The organism is Amycolatopsis sp. NPDC033938 (assembly GCF_055575975.1).
Window position 1 is genome coordinate 196284 of record NZ_JBVIRO010000014.1, and the last position, 14159, is coordinate 210442.

At 68.9% G+C, this 14159-nt stretch carries 13 protein-coding genes; 8 read left to right on the forward strand and 5 right to left on the reverse strand.

What is annotated here, in order from left to right; all coding sequences use genetic code 11:
• Positions 1-77: 77 nt before the first annotated feature.
• Positions 78-782 (forward strand): FadR/GntR family transcriptional regulator, encoded by a 705-nt coding sequence (locus ACZ5ZX_RS29965; RefSeq protein ID WP_465505323.1) that lies wholly within the window; start codon positions 78-80, stop codon positions 780-782.
• Here the strand turns inward: ACZ5ZX_RS29965 and ACZ5ZX_RS29970 are convergent.
• Positions 779-1969 carry an aminotransferase-like domain-containing protein gene (locus ACZ5ZX_RS29970; protein WP_465505324.1) on the reverse strand — a complete coding sequence of 397 codons (1191 nt, stop codon included), beginning with the start codon at positions 1967-1969 and terminating at the stop codon, positions 779-781. The two genes, ACZ5ZX_RS29965 and ACZ5ZX_RS29970, sit on opposite strands and share 4 nt — an antisense overlap.
• Before the next feature lie 110 nt (positions 1970-2079).
• On the opposite strand from ACZ5ZX_RS29970, the gene ACZ5ZX_RS29975 reads away from it, so the two are divergent.
• Positions 2080-2430 carry a hypothetical protein gene (locus ACZ5ZX_RS29975; RefSeq protein WP_465505325.1) on the forward strand — a complete coding sequence of 117 codons (351 nt, stop codon included), beginning with the start codon at positions 2080-2082 and terminating at the stop codon, positions 2428-2430.
• Here the strand turns inward: ACZ5ZX_RS29975 and ACZ5ZX_RS29980 are convergent.
• Positions 2427-3650 (reverse strand): FAD-binding protein, encoded by a 1224-nt coding sequence (locus ACZ5ZX_RS29980; RefSeq protein WP_465505326.1) that lies wholly within the window; start codon positions 3648-3650, stop codon positions 2427-2429. The two genes, ACZ5ZX_RS29975 and ACZ5ZX_RS29980, sit on opposite strands and share 4 nt — an antisense overlap.
• A gap of 110 nt (positions 3651-3760) precedes the next feature.
• Between ACZ5ZX_RS29980 and ACZ5ZX_RS29985 the strand changes: the two genes are divergently transcribed.
• The 3 genes from ACZ5ZX_RS29985 to ACZ5ZX_RS29995 are packed head-to-tail and all read left to right on the forward strand — an operon-like array spanning position 3761 to position 6991.
• Entirely contained in the window at positions 3761-4990 is a 1230-nt protein-coding gene (locus ACZ5ZX_RS29985) for an SLC13 family permease (protein WP_465505327.1), read from the forward strand.
• A 25-nt stretch (positions 4991-5015) separates the two neighbouring features.
• Entirely contained in the window at positions 5016-5783 is a 768-nt protein-coding gene (locus ACZ5ZX_RS29990; RefSeq protein WP_465505328.1) for an IclR family transcriptional regulator, read from the forward strand.
• A gap of 32 nt (positions 5784-5815) precedes the next feature.
• Positions 5816-6991 (forward strand): 4-hydroxybenzoate 3-monooxygenase, encoded by a 1176-nt coding sequence (locus ACZ5ZX_RS29995; protein WP_465505329.1) that lies wholly within the window; start codon positions 5816-5818, stop codon positions 6989-6991.
• Between the two features lie 62 nt (positions 6992-7053).
• On the opposite strand, the gene ACZ5ZX_RS30000 is transcribed toward ACZ5ZX_RS29995, so the two are convergent.
• The 3 genes from ACZ5ZX_RS30000 to ACZ5ZX_RS30010 all read right to left on the reverse strand — a co-directional run bounded on the left by ACZ5ZX_RS30000 (position 7054) and on the right by ACZ5ZX_RS30010 (position 10963).
• Entirely contained in the window at positions 7054-8250 is a 1197-nt protein-coding gene (locus ACZ5ZX_RS30000; RefSeq protein ID WP_465505371.1) for an HNH endonuclease signature motif containing protein, read from the reverse strand.
• 102 nt (positions 8251-8352) lie between these two features.
• Positions 8353-10125 (reverse strand): bifunctional sugar phosphate isomerase/epimerase/4-hydroxyphenylpyruvate dioxygenase family protein, encoded by a 1773-nt coding sequence (locus ACZ5ZX_RS30005; protein WP_465505330.1) that lies wholly within the window; start codon positions 10123-10125, stop codon positions 8353-8355.
• Positions 10115-10963: a shikimate dehydrogenase gene (locus ACZ5ZX_RS30010; RefSeq protein ID WP_465505331.1), complete on the reverse strand. Its 849-nt coding sequence runs from the start codon at positions 10961-10963 to the stop codon at positions 10115-10117. Before ACZ5ZX_RS30010 ends, ACZ5ZX_RS30005 begins: the two co-directional genes overlap by 11 nt.
• Positions 10964-11077: 114 nt before the next feature.
• On the opposite strand from ACZ5ZX_RS30010, the gene ACZ5ZX_RS30015 reads away from it, so the two are divergent.
• From ACZ5ZX_RS30015 to ACZ5ZX_RS30025, 3 genes are all read left to right on the forward strand, one after another.
• On the forward strand, positions 11078-11719 hold the full coding sequence (locus ACZ5ZX_RS30015) for a TetR/AcrR family transcriptional regulator (protein ID WP_465505332.1): 642 nt from the start codon (positions 11078-11080) through the stop codon (positions 11717-11719).
• 121 nt (positions 11720-11840) lie between these two features.
• Entirely contained in the window at positions 11841-13148 is a 1308-nt protein-coding gene (locus ACZ5ZX_RS30020; protein ID WP_465505333.1) for an MFS transporter, read from the forward strand.
• 65 nt (positions 13149-13213) lie between these two features.
• Entirely contained in the window at positions 13214-14155 is a 942-nt protein-coding gene (locus tag ACZ5ZX_RS30025) for an alpha/beta hydrolase (protein WP_465505334.1), read from the forward strand.
• Positions 14156-14159 lie beyond the last annotated feature (4 nt).

The window sequence follows — 14159 nt, forward strand, 5'->3', positions numbered from 1 at the left end:
CTGTGACGTCGGCCACTTGTCAAGGCGCGAGTGGTAAATTGGCTGAGCCACTTCCGCAGTCCGACCGAGGGGGATCCGTGCCGGAGGCGTTGAGCCGGTTGAACCGGGCGAAGCTCTACGAGCAGGTCGTCGAACGGATCAAGGCGCACGTCGAGGAATCCGGCCTGCACACGGGCGACAAGCTCCCGAGCGAACGCGACCTCGCCGAGCGGCTCGGGGTCAGCCGCGCGTCGATCAAGCAGGCGATCGTCGTGCTCGAGGTACAGGGCCTGCTCGAATCCCGTCACGGTGGGGGCACCTACCTGCGCAACGATCATCTCGACGTCGAACCGGTCGACGAACTCGTGGCCCGCCGCCGTCGCCTGCCGGAAGTGCTCGAGGCCCGGGAGGCGATGGAGACCAAGCTCGCGGAACTGGCCGCGCTGCGGCGATCCGACGCCGATCTCGCCGCGATCGACGCGGCGCTGGCGTATATGGCGACCGAGATCGAGGGCGGCGGGCACGGTGTCGAAGGCGATCGCCGGTTCCACGAAGCGATCACCGCCGCCGCGAACAACAGCCTCCTCGCCGAGTTCATGCGCTCGATCGACGCGCAGATCGCGGAAAGCCGGACCGAATCACTGCGTCAGCCCGGCAGGCCGTCGCGATCGCTCAGCCAGCACCACAAGATCGCCGACGCCATCCGGGCCGGCGACCAGAAGGCGGCCGCGAACGCGATGCGACGGCACGTCCAGACCGTGAGCAAGGTCCGGCTGCTGAGCTGGGATCCGCAGAGCGATTAGCGCGCGTCCGGCGACGACAGCGCCTTGGCCAGCCTCCGCAGCCCTTCCGAGATCGTCTCGGGCGCGTGCGCGGCGAACGAGAGCCGCAACGCCGCCCGATCCGGCTCCCCCACCTGGAACGCAGAACCGGGCACGAAGGCGACGTCGTACCGCAGCGCCTCGGGAAGCAACTGGTCGGCGTCGCTGCCGTCGGGCAAGGTGACCCACAGGAACATCCCGCCGTCGGGTTCGGTCCACGTGGTCCCCGGCGGGGTGATCGCGGGCAGTTCGGCCAGCATGGCGTCCCGGCGGACGCGGTAGGTCTCGCACAGCCGCCGCACGTGCGCGTCGAGATCCGCGGCCGCCAGGTATTCGGCCGCGGCCGCCTGATCGACGGTGGAGGTGTGCAGATCGCTCGCCTGCTTGAGGATCGCGACCCGGCGCAGGAGTTCCCGCGGTGCCCGGAGCCAGCCCAGCCGCATACCCGGCGCGATCACCTTCGAGAAGCTGCCGAGATAGATCGAGCGGCCGGCGAGCTCCGGCCGCGCCGACATCGGTTCTTCGCGTTCACCGCGGTAACGGAGTTCGTGGTACGGATCGTCCTCGACGAGCCACAACCCGTGACGCGCGATCACTTCCGCGAGCGCGCGGCGGCGGCCGGGGGTGACCGTGCGGCCGGACGGATTGGAGAAGGTCGGGACGAGGTACAGCAGCGAAGGCAGTTCCCTGGCCGCGATCTCGTCCAGCGCCGCCGGGTCGATCCCCTCCTCGTCGCCGGGAACGGGAACGATCCGGGCCTCGGCGAGCTGGAAGCACTGCAGGGCCGACAGGTACACCGGCTCTTCCACCAGCACGACGGCGCCGGGGTCGAGCAACGCGGTGCTCAGCAACTGCAGGCCCTGCTGCGAACCGGTGGTGACCAGCAGATCGTCCACAGTGGTCGGGAGCCCGCGTTCGGCCAGCCGACCGGCCAGAAGTTCGCGCAGGCGCGGGTTACCTTCCGTGGGCGAGTACTGCAGGGCTCGGCGGGCGGACTCGTCGGCGAGTGCTCGGTCGAAGGCAGCACGAAGGCCGTCCACATCGAACAGTTCGGGGGCGGGAATGCCACCGGCGAAGGAGATCACGCCGGGGCGGGCGGTGAGGGCGAGCAGATCGCGCACGGGGGAACTGGTGACGCCGTCCATACGACGGGCGAGGGGAAGAGACATGAAGGCTCCTCGGGAGAAACGGGCGGCTCCAGTGCAGCGGCCGGGGATCTTCCCGCGCGAGCAAGCAACTCCCGTCAGGATATCAGCCCGGCCGGGCTAAACTCGACCTCGTGCCACTCGTGGAAATCACCTACGCGCCTCATCTTCCCGAAGCCAAGTTGCGTGAGCTGGGCTCGGTTCTGCCGCATCTCGTTTCCGTGGCGGTCGAATGCCCTGAGGAGCCCTACGACGGCGATCTCCAACCCGGGGATGTCGAGCTGCGCTTCCGGCAGCCAGGCCCGTTCGACCGCTTCGGGCTGGATCTCCTGGTCGAGGTCCGGTCCAAGTGGTTCCCGAGCCGGGCCGACAACCGGCAAGAGCGGGTGGATCTGCTGCGCACGAGCATCGAATCCGCCACCGGGATCGACGACGTCGGCGTGTATCTTTCACTGCCCGTCGCCGCGTGGTCGCAATCGGATTAGCGCTCACCGAAGACGTGCCGTCGGACGAACGGGCTTCGGAACTTGCCGTCCGGGTCCAGTCCGACGGCCAGCTCCCGGAAATCGGCCAGCCGCGGGTAGTCCGCCGCCTGATGGAAGAGCTTTCCCCAGTGCGGCCGGACATCGAAGGGCGCCAAGCGTTCCTCCATGACGGGAAGCAGCGCGCGGACCGCGTCCTGGTCCGGCTGCCAGGTGAAGTGCAACGCCAGCCGGTCACCGCCGTGGAAGGGGCTGAGCCACAGCTCGTCCGCCGCGACCGTGCGGATCTCGGAGGTGAGCAGCAGGGGCGCGAGCCGGTGCCCGAGACCGCGCATCGCCTCCATCGCGGGGACCGCGTGCCGGATGGGGACGAAGTACTCGGTCTGCAGTTCGTTGCCGACGCTGGGCGTGAAGTCCAGGCGGAAATGCGGGAGCCGTTCGTGCCACGGTCCCGGCACCCCGAGCTGCCGTGTGCAGTTGTCCGCCGGGATCCCGGCGGCGTGCGCCGGATGCCGCGGCCCGTCCGCCGCCTTCGCGCCGAAGAAGTCCGCGCCCGGCTGCCCCGGTCCCTTGACCCAGACCTGGTCGATCGTGTCGCGGGCCCAGTTCGTGAACAGGCTGACGCTGTAGCCCGCGGCCTGGATCTCCTCGAAGTGCTCGTACGCGGACTTCCACGGCAAACCGTCGAAGACGTCCTGCCGCAGCTCGAAGGCAGGCACCAGGTCGAGGGTCAGCCGGGTCACCACGCCCAGCGCGCCGAGACCGACGACCACGCCGTCGTGGTGGGAGTACGTCTTCACCTCGCCGTCCGCGGTGACCAGCTCCAAACCGGACACGGCCGACGCGAGGCTCTGGTTCCGCCACCCCGAACCGTGCGTCGCCGTCGCGACGGTGCCGGCCACCGTGCAGTGCGGCAGTGACGCGAGGTTGGCCAGCGCGAATCCGGCCGCGTGCACCCGTTCGGCGATGTCGCCGTAGCGCGCCGCCGCCGGAACCGTGATCGTCGCCGCGTCACTGTCGAGTTCGGTCACCGGGTCGAGCCCGGCCAGATCGAGCTGGACGCCACCCGGGGAGTCCGCGATGTCGTTGAAGCAATGCCTGCTGCCCAGTGCCTTGACCGCGGTCGCCGCGGCGACCGCCTCCTGGACCTGTTCGACGGTCCGAGGGCGAAGGATCCGTTCCGCGGTGAAGGTCTGATTCCCCGCCCAGTTCGTCTCGCGCACCCAGCCCCTTTTCCTTACGCCGTCCGGACGCCCAGCCTACCCAGGCTAGATTGCCGGGGTAGCGCTTCACGTGGAGGAGGTTCGCCCTGACCGGCATCACCGGCGAGACGGTGTCCATTGTGCTCTTGCTGGTCGTCCTGGCCTTCGCGGTGATCCGGCCTCGTGGCCTGCCCGAGGCCGTGGCCGCCGTCCCCGCCGCGGGGATCGTCCTGCTGGCCGGAGTGATCTCGTTCCCCGACGCCGTCGACGAGGTGGCCAGGCTGGCGCCCGTCGTCGGATTCCTCGCCGCGGTGCTCGTACTGGCCAAGCTGTGTGACGACGAAGGACTGTTCCAGGCGGCCGGGACGGTGATGGCCCGGTTCGGCCGCGGACAGCCACGCCGGTTGCTGACCGCGGTGTTCGCCGTCGCCGCGGCGGTCACCGTGGTGCTCAGCCTGGACGCCACCGTCGTACTGCTGACCCCGGTCGTGTTCGCCACGGCCGCGCGGATGGGCGCGCGGGCCAAACCGCACGCCTACGCCTGCACGCATCTGGCGAACTCTGCTTCGTTGCTGCTGCCGGTGTCCAATTTGACCAATCTGCTCGCCGTCGCCGCGACCGGGATCTCGTTCCTCCGGTTCACCGCGCTGATGACCTTGCCCTGGCTCGCGGCGGTGCTCACGGAATACCTCGTGTTCCGCCGGTTCTTCGCCGCCGACCTGGCGGCCCGGCCGCGTGGCGGGAACGCCGTCCCCGCTCGCAAGGTCCCGGTGTTCGTCCTGGTGGTCCTCGGCCTGACGCTGGCCGGGTTCGTGGTCACGTCGCTGCTGGACGTGAGTCCCGCGTGGGCCGCGTTCGCCGGTGCCGCCGTGCTGGCCTGCCGTGCTTTCGCTCAGCGGCGGACCTCGCCGGCGGCGATCGTGCGATCGGCGAACATCCCGTTCCTGGCTTTCGTGCTCGCGTTGGCGATCGTGGTCCGCGCCGTCGTCGACAACGGACTGGCCGAGGCGCTCGGCCACGTCGTGCCGACTTCCGGCACGTTTCCCGCCCTGCTCGGCGCCGCCGCGGTGGCGGCCGTACTCGCCAACCTGATCAACAATCTCCCCGCCGTGCTCGTGCTGCTCCCGCTCGCCGCGGCGGGCGGGACACCGGTGGTGCTCGCGGTGCTGATCGGGGTCAACCTCGGGCCGAACCTCACCTACGTGGGCTCGCTGGCCACGTTGCTGTGGCGGCGGATCCTGCACCGGCACGACGCCCGGCCCCAACTGGGCGAGTTCACCCGGCTCGGGCTGCTCACCGTTCCGGCGTCCATCGTGCTCGCCGTCGCCGGGCTCTGGGCTGGGCTGATCCTGATGCCGTGATTCCACTCAGTGAGAAGATGACGAGGTGTCCGGGAACCTTTCCTCGCCGGGAGCGAGCGTCACGTCACGGGTGTTCGCCCTGCTCGGCGCCTTCGACGTCGACCATCGCGCGCTGTCGCTGACCGAACTCGCGAGGCGCGCCGCCCTGCCACTGCCCACGGCACACCGCCTCGCCCGCGAACTCGTGGGTTTGGGCGCGCTGGAGCGACGCGAAGACCGCTACGCCGTCGGCAGGCGGATCTGGGATCTCGGCCTGCTCGCCCCCGTCCACTTCGAACTGCGGCAGGTCGCCGCCCCGTTCCTGCAGGATCTCTACGGCGCGACCGGCGCCACCGTGCACCTCGCCGAACGCGACGGCGGCCAGGTGCTCTACCTCGACCGGCTTTCCGGGAACGCGTCCGTCCCGGTGGTCAGCCGGATCGGCGGCCGCTTGCCGCTGCACGCCACCGGCGTCGGGAAAGTGCTGCTGGCCTGGGCCCCGGAAGACGTCCAGCGCCAGGTGCTCGAAGCACTGACCCGCGTCACGCCGTCCACCATCACGCAGCCCGGCCGGTTGCGCGAACAGTTACGGCGCGTCCGTCGCGAGGGCTACGCCCAAACCGTCGAAGAGATGAGCCAAGGTGCCTGTTCGGTCGCCGTCCCGATCCGGCCCTCCGCGACGGGCGAGGTCGTCGCGGCGCTCGGCCTGGTCGTCCCGGATCTGAGCCGTGGCCGGGCGCGGCTGATCTCCGCACTCCAGGTGGCGGCCGCCGGCATCGGCCGGAGCCTTTCACTGAGTGGAATTGATCACTAGAACTTCGCCCACCGTGCGACCAAACTCCTGTCATGCGAATCCCAGTCGCCATCGTCGGCGCCGGCCCCGCCGGACTCCTCCTGTCGCATCTGCTCGATCTGGCGGGAGTCGAATCGGTGATCGTGGAGACCCGCTCGCGCGAGTACGTCGAGGCGCGGATCCGGGCAGGCATCCTCGAACAGTCCACGGTGGATCTTCTTCGCCAGGCCGGGCTCGCCGAACGGCTCGACCGCGAAGGCGACGAGCATCGCGGCATCTACCTGCAATGGCCGGAAGAGCGGCACCACCTCGACTTCGTGGACCTGGTCGGGCGCAGCGTGACGGTGTACGGGCAGACCGAGGTGACCAAGGATCTCGGCAAGGCGCGTGCGGCGGCCGGACAGCGGATCCACTACGAGGTCAGCGACACCGCCGTACACGACATCGAGACCGACAGCCCCTACGTCACCTTCACCGCCCCGGACGGAACTTCGCAGCGGCTGGACGCCGACGTCGTCGTCGGCTGCGACGGCTCCTTCGGCCCCTGCCGCGCCGCGATCCCCGACGCCGCGAAGCAGACCTGGGAACGCACCTACCCCTACTCGTGGCTCGGCGTCCTCGCCGACGTCGCCCCCTCGACCGATGAGCTCATCTACGCCTGGCATCCGGACGGTTTCGCCATGCATTCGATGCGTTCGGCCACCGTCAGCCGGCTGTATCTGCAGGTGCCCAACGGAACCGACATCGGCACCTGGTCCGACGACCGGATCTGGGACGCGCTCGCGACCCGGCTCGGCCACGGCCAGCACGGCTGGACGCTCACGTCCGGGCCGATCACCGACAAGAGCGTGCTGCCCATGCGCAGTTTCGTGCAGCAACCGATGCGCCGCGGCAGGCTCTTCCTCGCCGGGGACGCCGCCCATATCGTGCCGCCGACCGGCGCCAAGGGCCTCAACCTCGCCGTCGCCGACGTCGCCCTCCTCGCCCCCGCACTTGCCGCTTTGGTGCGGGACAAGGATTCCGCGCTCGCCGACGCCTACTCCGAAACCGCGCTGCGCCGGGTTTGGCGGTGTACGCACTTCTCGTGGTGGATGACGACGATGCTGCACCAGTCAGGGGATCCGTTCGACCGGCAGCTGCAGCTTTCGCAGTTGCGATGGCTCGCGCGGAGCGAGGCGGGCAGGGCGGGGCTGGCGGAGAACTACGCGGGGCTGCCCATCGGGTTCTGAGCGGCTCGGGTTACTGGAATGCACGCGCCGTCGCCGTTCAGCGGCAACACCCCGGCAGCACCTCAAACTGGCGGCGGCTCCGGCCGTGGATCGTGCAACGGCGGCGGTTCGCTGACGTGGACCCCTCCGGTCGGGGTGGTGATCTTCAAGGTCCCGTCGGGCTCGAGCTGGTAGATCCAGCCGGGTTCGTCCTTGAGCCGGTGATCCCGACGACAGTAGGTGACCAGATCGGCCACGTTCGTTTCGCCCTGGAACTGCCACGGGATCGCGTGGTCGAGTTCGCAGGTGTGCGCGGCCCGATCGCAGCCGGGTCTTCGGCATTCGCGATCCCGCACCCGGACGAACTCCGCTGTCGCCGCGTCCGGGCGATACCGGGTCCGGCCGAGGTCTTGGACCTGTCCGCTGAGCGGGTCGGTGATGATGCGCCGCAGCACGGTGTTCGGTCCGGTGGCGATGTGACGACCCAGTTCGGCCGGAAGGTAACCGTGCCCGGCCATCTTCACCGGGTCGTTGTTCAAACCCAGATACGTGTTGAGGTCCATGTACAGGAACACTTCCGTCCGCTCGGAGGCGCCGCCGTTCCCGCCGAGGAGCAGATCCAGGGCGACATCCGCGCGAAGCTGGTCCAACGTCCTCGTGTCGCCCTGCTTCCGCAGCGCCCGGGCTTCCTGGTTGATCCGCTGGTAGGCGGCGGTGACCTTCTCCACCGGGCCGTGCACGACTTCGATCGAGGCGACTCCGGCCTCACCGTGCGCCACGGACAGGCGACGTCCTTTGCGGCGTGCGGCAGCCTGCCTGTCGGCACCGGATCGATCAGCCTTCGTCGCCGCGTAGCCCGCGGCTTTGCGGACCTGCGTACTGTCCTTGTCCGGTATCCGTTTCTCCAGAACCGCGTCCGCGATCAAAGCGTCCTCATCGGACAGCCAGGCCGTCGCTTCGGCGACCTTCTGCGCATTGAAGCCGCTCACTTTCCCGCGGTCCATCAACGACAATGTCCGCGGCAACCGTGACGTCAACGCCACCCCCGTCGCGACAAGCGATCCCGCGAAACCGTCCACAAGGGACAATTCCAGCGCCACCTCCTGCACGACGCTCCGCGCGCCACCACGCAACTCGCTCAATCGCGACAGCGCCCGGTACCGCACGGCTTCCAGACGTGCGAGCGCGACACCGACCTCCTGCGCGACACGCAGGGAATCCTTGTCGCCCAAGGAACTTATCGCGGTATTGATCTCCTCCAGAAGATTCGGATCGGTCATTTCCCGTACTGCCGCGACAACGGCGGCTTTGAAATCAGGCACGTGAAAGACGCTACAACCGAGCACCGACAAAAACGGAAACCCGGCGAACACGGCGATGGCTCACCGGGCCAGGCTCAGCCGTCGCTCCCGATGCGCGGTCATGTACACCGGCGTGTTCACCACGCCGTACCCCCGATACCCGCCGACCCGTTGCGCCACCTCGAAGAACACCCGGGTCCCGACGAGTTCGGTGAAGAAGTGCAGGTACTCACCGTGCTCGTCACGGTCGTACAGCACCGAGTTCTCCCGCAGTTCCGAAGCGAACGGCAGCTCGAACCGCGCGTCGAGATCGTCGTAGTAGTTCCCGGGAATCGAAAGCAGCGGCGCACCGGCTTCGCGCATGGCACGCGCGGCCGCGAAGGCGTCTTCGCACGCGAAGGCGATGTGCTGCGGCGAAGGTACTCCCGGCGCCCACTCTCCTCGCCGCACCAAAGCACTGTCCAGTGTCAGGCGGACGTCTTGATCGCCGACCGCACGGCTGCGCACCAGTCCGAACGGCGCCGCGAACTCCGAGCCGGGTTCGGGCCGCAAACCCAGCACCGAACGGTAGAACAGCGTCGCCTCGTCGAAGTGATCGAAGGGTTGGGTCAAGGCGACGTGGTCGATGCCGGTGATCCCCATCCCCGCCGAGGTCGCTCCGGAAAGAACGAAATCGTGAAGCCAGTCATTGTTGCCACAGAAGAAGATCTCGGTCCCGTCCGGCGCGGCGACGGCGGACAGGTCCGCCTCGTCCGGCCCTTGCTCCCGCGGCAGCACGGGCGCGAGCAACGTCTCGGCACGCCGCGCCGAGGCGGCGGGATCGCTGCTCGTCAGCCCGAGAGCGCTGATCGCGCCGTCCACGGTGGTCTCGTTCACCAGCACCCTCGCGGAACCCTGCTGCCACAGCTGGACCGGCTTCGAGCGATGCGTTCCGGCGTGGACGAAACCGAGCGCCGCCAGCACCTCCCCCGAATCGGCGGGCACGGAGAGCTCCGCGAAAGCGTGGCCGTCGAGCCTCGGTGCCGGAGGAACCTCCAGTGCGCCGACGGATTCACGTAACGCCACCAGCGAGCGCATGGCGTCGACGGCGGCCGGACGCGGGTCCGCCTGGCGGAAGACGTCGTTGAAGACCTCCAGCGACAGCGGTCCCCGATACCCCGCGGCCAGCACGTGAGCGGTGAACGCGGTCAGGTCGAACGCACCCTGCCCCGGGAAGAGCCGGTGATGCCTGCTCCAGTGCAGCACGTCCATGTCCAGAAGCGGCGCGTCGGCCAACTGCAGGAAGAAGATCTTCTCCCCCGGGATCGTCCGGATCGCCCGGGGATCACTGCGCCGAGACAGGATATGGAAACTGTCGAGGCAGACACCCAGAGCCGCATGATCGGCCCGCCGGACGACGCGCCACGCGTGCTCGTAGGTGTTCACGAACCGGCCCCAGGCGAGGGCTTCGTAGGCGACCCGGATTCCGCGTTCTCCGGCCATCGCCGCCAGCTCATGCAGTTGCGCAGCGGCGAGGTCGTCGTCGTCGACGGCGTCCGGCGAGACCGACGAGCAGACCAGGACGGTGTCCGTCCCGAGTTCGGCCATGAGGTCGAACTTCCGTCGCGCGCGGCGGAGATTCAACTGGAGCACGTCCGGCGGTACGGCCTCGAAATCGCGGAACGGCTGGTAGAGGTCGATCGTGAGACCGAGATCGGCGCAGAGCCGGCGGATCTCCGACGGTGACCGCCGTGAGGCGATCAGGTCGTTCTCGAAGATCTCGACGCCGCCGAACCCGGCCGCGGCGGCCGCCGCCAGCTTGTCCTCGAGCGTCCCGGACAGGCACACGGTCGCGATGGCGGTGTCACCGGGCATGCGCGGTCACCCCTTCCAGCGCTTCGAAATGCCGGAGCATCCGGTCGGCGTCCGGCTCCGCGCCGGTGAACAACCGGAACGAATCGGCCGCTTGAAAGACCACCATCCCGCCGCCGTGCAGGATCCGGCAGCCGCGCTCCCGCGCCTGCTTCAGCAGCGCGGTCTCCAGCGGGCGGTACACGATGTCGGCCACCCACATCCCCTGCCGCAGCGACTCGGCGGGAACGGGCGACCCCGGATACGCGGCCATCCCGGTCGGCGTGGCGTGGACGAGCCCGTCGGCCGTCCGGAGGTCGTCCAGCGAACCGGTACGGGCCCGGTCCTCGCCGAAGCGCCTCCGCAGCCCGGCCACGAGGATGTCCGCTCGGCCGGCGTCGACGTCGTGGACGATGAGCCGTCCGGTCCCGAGGGAAAGCAGTGCGTGGGCGACGGCGGCTCCGGCCCCGCCCGCGCCCAGCAGGACGACCGTGTCCAGGTCGGCGTCGGGCAGGCCCCGGGTGAGATTGCGGGCGAAGCCGGTCGAGTCGGTGTTGTGCCCGGTCGCCAGCCCTTCGCGGAACACCACCGTGTTCACCGCGCCGAGCGCGGCGGCGTCGGGCGCGATTTCGTCGAGATACGGCAACACCCGCTGCTTCACCGGATGCGTGATGTTGAGCCCGTCGAAACCCGCGGTCCGCACGGCGGCCAGCACCTCGCCGATCGGCGTTCCCAGCACGTCGAGGTCGAGCCGCCGGTAGAGATAACGCAGCCCGAGTTCGTCGGCTTCCCGCTCGTGCAGCGCCGGGCTCAGCGACGGCCCGATGCCGGTACCGACCAGGCCGATGAGGTAACCGGTCACCACCACCTCCGAAAATTAATGTACGAACTAGTGAGTTCACTGTAGCTCGAACCGGCCCGCACGAGAAGGGCTGCGCTAGAGTGAGGCCTCCACCAGCGGTTCGGAGGGAGTCAGGTGGCCGCACCGTCGTCCGAGGTCGAGCGTCAGCGCGACAAGGAACGCACCCGCGCCGAAATCCTCGCGGTGGCCACCAGGGAGTTCGCCGACAAGGGTTACGCCGGCGCGAGGGTGGACGAGATCGCCGCCCGCACGAGCACCACGAAGCGGATGATCTACTACTACTTCGGCGGCAAGGAGCAGCTCTACGTCGCCGCGCTCGAACGGGCGTACGCCACCATCCGCGCCCTCGAACAGGACCTGGACGTCGAGCATCTCGAACCCGAGGACGCGATCCGCCAGCTGGCCGAGCTCACCTTCGACCACCACGAGGCGAACCCGGATTTCATCCGGCTCGTGAGCATCGAGAACATCCACCACGGCGAGCACATCGCTCGGTCGGAAGCCTTGTCGGGCATGGCGAATCCCGCGCTCGACGTGCTCACCCGCATCCTCGGCCGCGGCCGTGAGGCAGGCCGGTTCCGCGACGACGTCGACGCGCTCGACGTGCACATGGTGATCAGCTCGTTCTGCGTCTTCCGCCTCGCGAACCGGCACACCTTCTCCGCGATCTTCGGCCGCGACATGCTCGATCCGAAACGCCGCGCCCACTATCGCCTGATGCTGGGCGACCTGGTGATCGAGTACCTGACGGCCTGAAAAACCGGCTCTTGACAACCGGGGCACTGTCTCGCAGGCTGCATTAACTAACTAGATCGTACATTGCTGGATCGCACCTTGGAGCGTCGACGTGGCCCCTCCTTCCCCTGTCACGCAAGGCATGCCCCGCAAGGCAGCGTCAGCCGCCTGGATCGGCAGCGCGCTGGAGTACTACGACTTCTTCATCTACGGCACAGCGGCGGCGCTGGTGTTCAACAAGGTCTTCTTCCCGGCCTCCTCCCCCGCCACCGGAACGCTGCTCGCATTGGCGACCTTCGGCGTCGGGTACCTCGCCCGCCCGGTCGGCGCGTTCGTGCTCGGGCACGTCGGCGACCGCCTCGGCCGCAAGAAGGTTCTCGTCTTCACGCTGTTGCTGATGGGCGCCACGACGTTCCTCGTCGGGTGCCTGCCGACGTATGCCTCCATCGGCGTGCTCGCACCGATCCTGCTCGTGGTTCTCCGTCTGCTGCAAGGACTTTCGGCCGCGGGCGAGCAGGCGGGCGCCAACTCGATGTCGTTGGAGCACGCGCCGCCGCACCGGCGTGGCTACTACACGAGCTTCACCCTCAGCGGCACGCAGGCGGGCCAGATCCTCGCCACCGCCGTCTTCCTGCCGATCGCCGCGCTCCCCCAGGACCAGTTGCTCACCTGGGGCTGGCGGATCCCCTTCTGGTGCAGTGCCGTCGTGGTGGTCGTCGGCTTCGTGATCCGCCGCAAGATCGACGAAACCCCGGTGTTCGAGCAGAACCGGGCCGAGGTCGTCAAACTGCCGGTCGCCGTGCTGTTCCGCACACACTGGAAGGACGTGCTCCGCGTCATCGCCGCGGCCACGATCGCCTCCGTCAGCACGATCTTCACCGTCTACGCGCTGAGCTACGCGGTCAACACGATCGGGCTGGCCCGCGGGCCGATCCTCTGGGTCGGCGTGCTGGCCAACGTCGTCGCGTTGCTCGCGATCCCTCTGCTCGCCGGGCTTTCCGACCGGATCGGCCGCAAACCGGTGTTCATCGCGGGCTGTCTCGCCTGCGCCGTCCTGATCTTCCCGTATCTGTGGTCGATCTCGGGTGGTTCGTATCCGGTGATCTTCGCTCTCGGCGTCCTGCTGTTCGGGGTGGCCTACAGTGCCGTCAACGGCGTGTGGCCGTCGTTCTACGGCGAGATGTTCAGCGCCAAGGTCCGCCTTTCGGGAATGGCGATCGGCACCCAGATCGGGTTCGCCATCGCCGGATTCGCCCCGAGTGTGGTGGCCGCGATCGGCTCCGGGAAAGACGACTGGCTCGGCGTCGCCGTCTTCACCGCCGCGGTCTGCCTGCTCAGCGCGACGGCCGCGCTCACCGCACGAGAGACCCACGGCGTCCCGACGGAGGATCTCGGCGCGGCGCACGTTCGGCGGGTGAAAGAACCCGCCTCCGCGACGCGTGGCGGATGAAACCGCCGGGGCACGCTGGCCACAATCGGTGGCAGTCCCGCCATGCCACGTCAGGAGTGCCACCGATGACCTACGCGTACGACCCGGAGATCGCCCCGGCCGTCCCGATGTTGCCCCACCTGGACCTCACCGACCTGCCCGCCACCCGCCAACAGATGAAAGCCGTGCTCGCGGAGCGACAGGGCGACGTGGACGAAACCGGTGTCACCGTCCGCGAGGAATGGGTGCCCGGCCCCGAAGGCGCGCCTGAGGTCAAGGTGCGGATCTACACGCCGGACCGGATCACCGTCCCTGCCGCGATCTTCGACGTCCACGGTGGCGGGTTCGTCGTCGGTGACCTCGAGATCGACCACGCGAGCAACGTCCGCTTCGCCCGCGAACTCGGCGTCATCGTGGTGTCGGTCGACTACCGGCTCGCTCCGGAAGCGCCGTACCCGGCGGCACTCGAAGACTGCTACGCGGCGCTCACCTGGGTCGCGAAGAACGCGGCGGAGCTCGGCGCCGACCCCGCTCGGATCGCGATCCACGGCATCAGCGCCGGCGGCGGACTGTGCGCGGCGCTCGCGCTCTTGGCCCGCGACCGGGGCGGCCCGGCGATCAAGTTCCAGTACCTCGGGGTGCCGGAGATCGACGACCGGCTGGAGACGCCGAGTATGCGGGCGTTCGTCGACACTCCACTGTGGAACCGGCCGAGGGCGGAGCTCAGCTGGGACGCCTACCTCGGCGAAGGGGTGCGCGGCGGCCCGGACGTACCCGTTTACGCGGCACCCGCCAGGGCGGTGGACCTGAGCCGCCTTCCGCCCGCGTACGTCTCGGTGATGGAGTTCGATCCGCTGCGCGACGAAGGAATCGCCTACGCCCAGGCCCTTCTCGCCTCCGGTGTCACCACCGAACTCCACCTGTTCCCGGGCACCTTCCACGGTTCGTCGGTGGTGGAGTACGCCGCCGTGAGCAAACGCGAGGTGACCGAAGCGATCACCGTGCTCGGTCGCGCTCTCGAGGTCTAGAGGT

Coding starts and splice junctions, on each gene's coding strand:
- ACZ5ZX_RS29970 (WP_465505324.1), bottom strand. CDS start 1,969: ATGTCTCTTCCCCTCGCCCGTCGTATGGACGGCGTCACCAGTTCCCCC.
- ACZ5ZX_RS29995 (WP_465505329.1), top strand. CDS start 5,816: ATGCGAATCCCAGTCGCCATCGTCGGCGCCGGCCCCGCCGGACTCCTC.
- ACZ5ZX_RS30000 (WP_465505371.1), bottom strand. CDS start 8,250: ATGACCGATCCGAATCTTCTGGAGGAGATCAATACCGCGATAAGTTCC.
- ACZ5ZX_RS30005 (WP_465505330.1), bottom strand. CDS start 10,125: ATGCCCGGTGACACCGCCATCGCGACCGTGTGCCTGTCCGGGACGCTC.
- ACZ5ZX_RS30020 (WP_465505333.1), top strand. CDS start 11,841: ATGCCCCGCAAGGCAGCGTCAGCCGCCTGGATCGGCAGCGCGCTGGAG.
- ACZ5ZX_RS30025 (WP_465505334.1), top strand. CDS start 13,214: ATGACCTACGCGTACGACCCGGAGATCGCCCCGGCCGTCCCGATGTTG.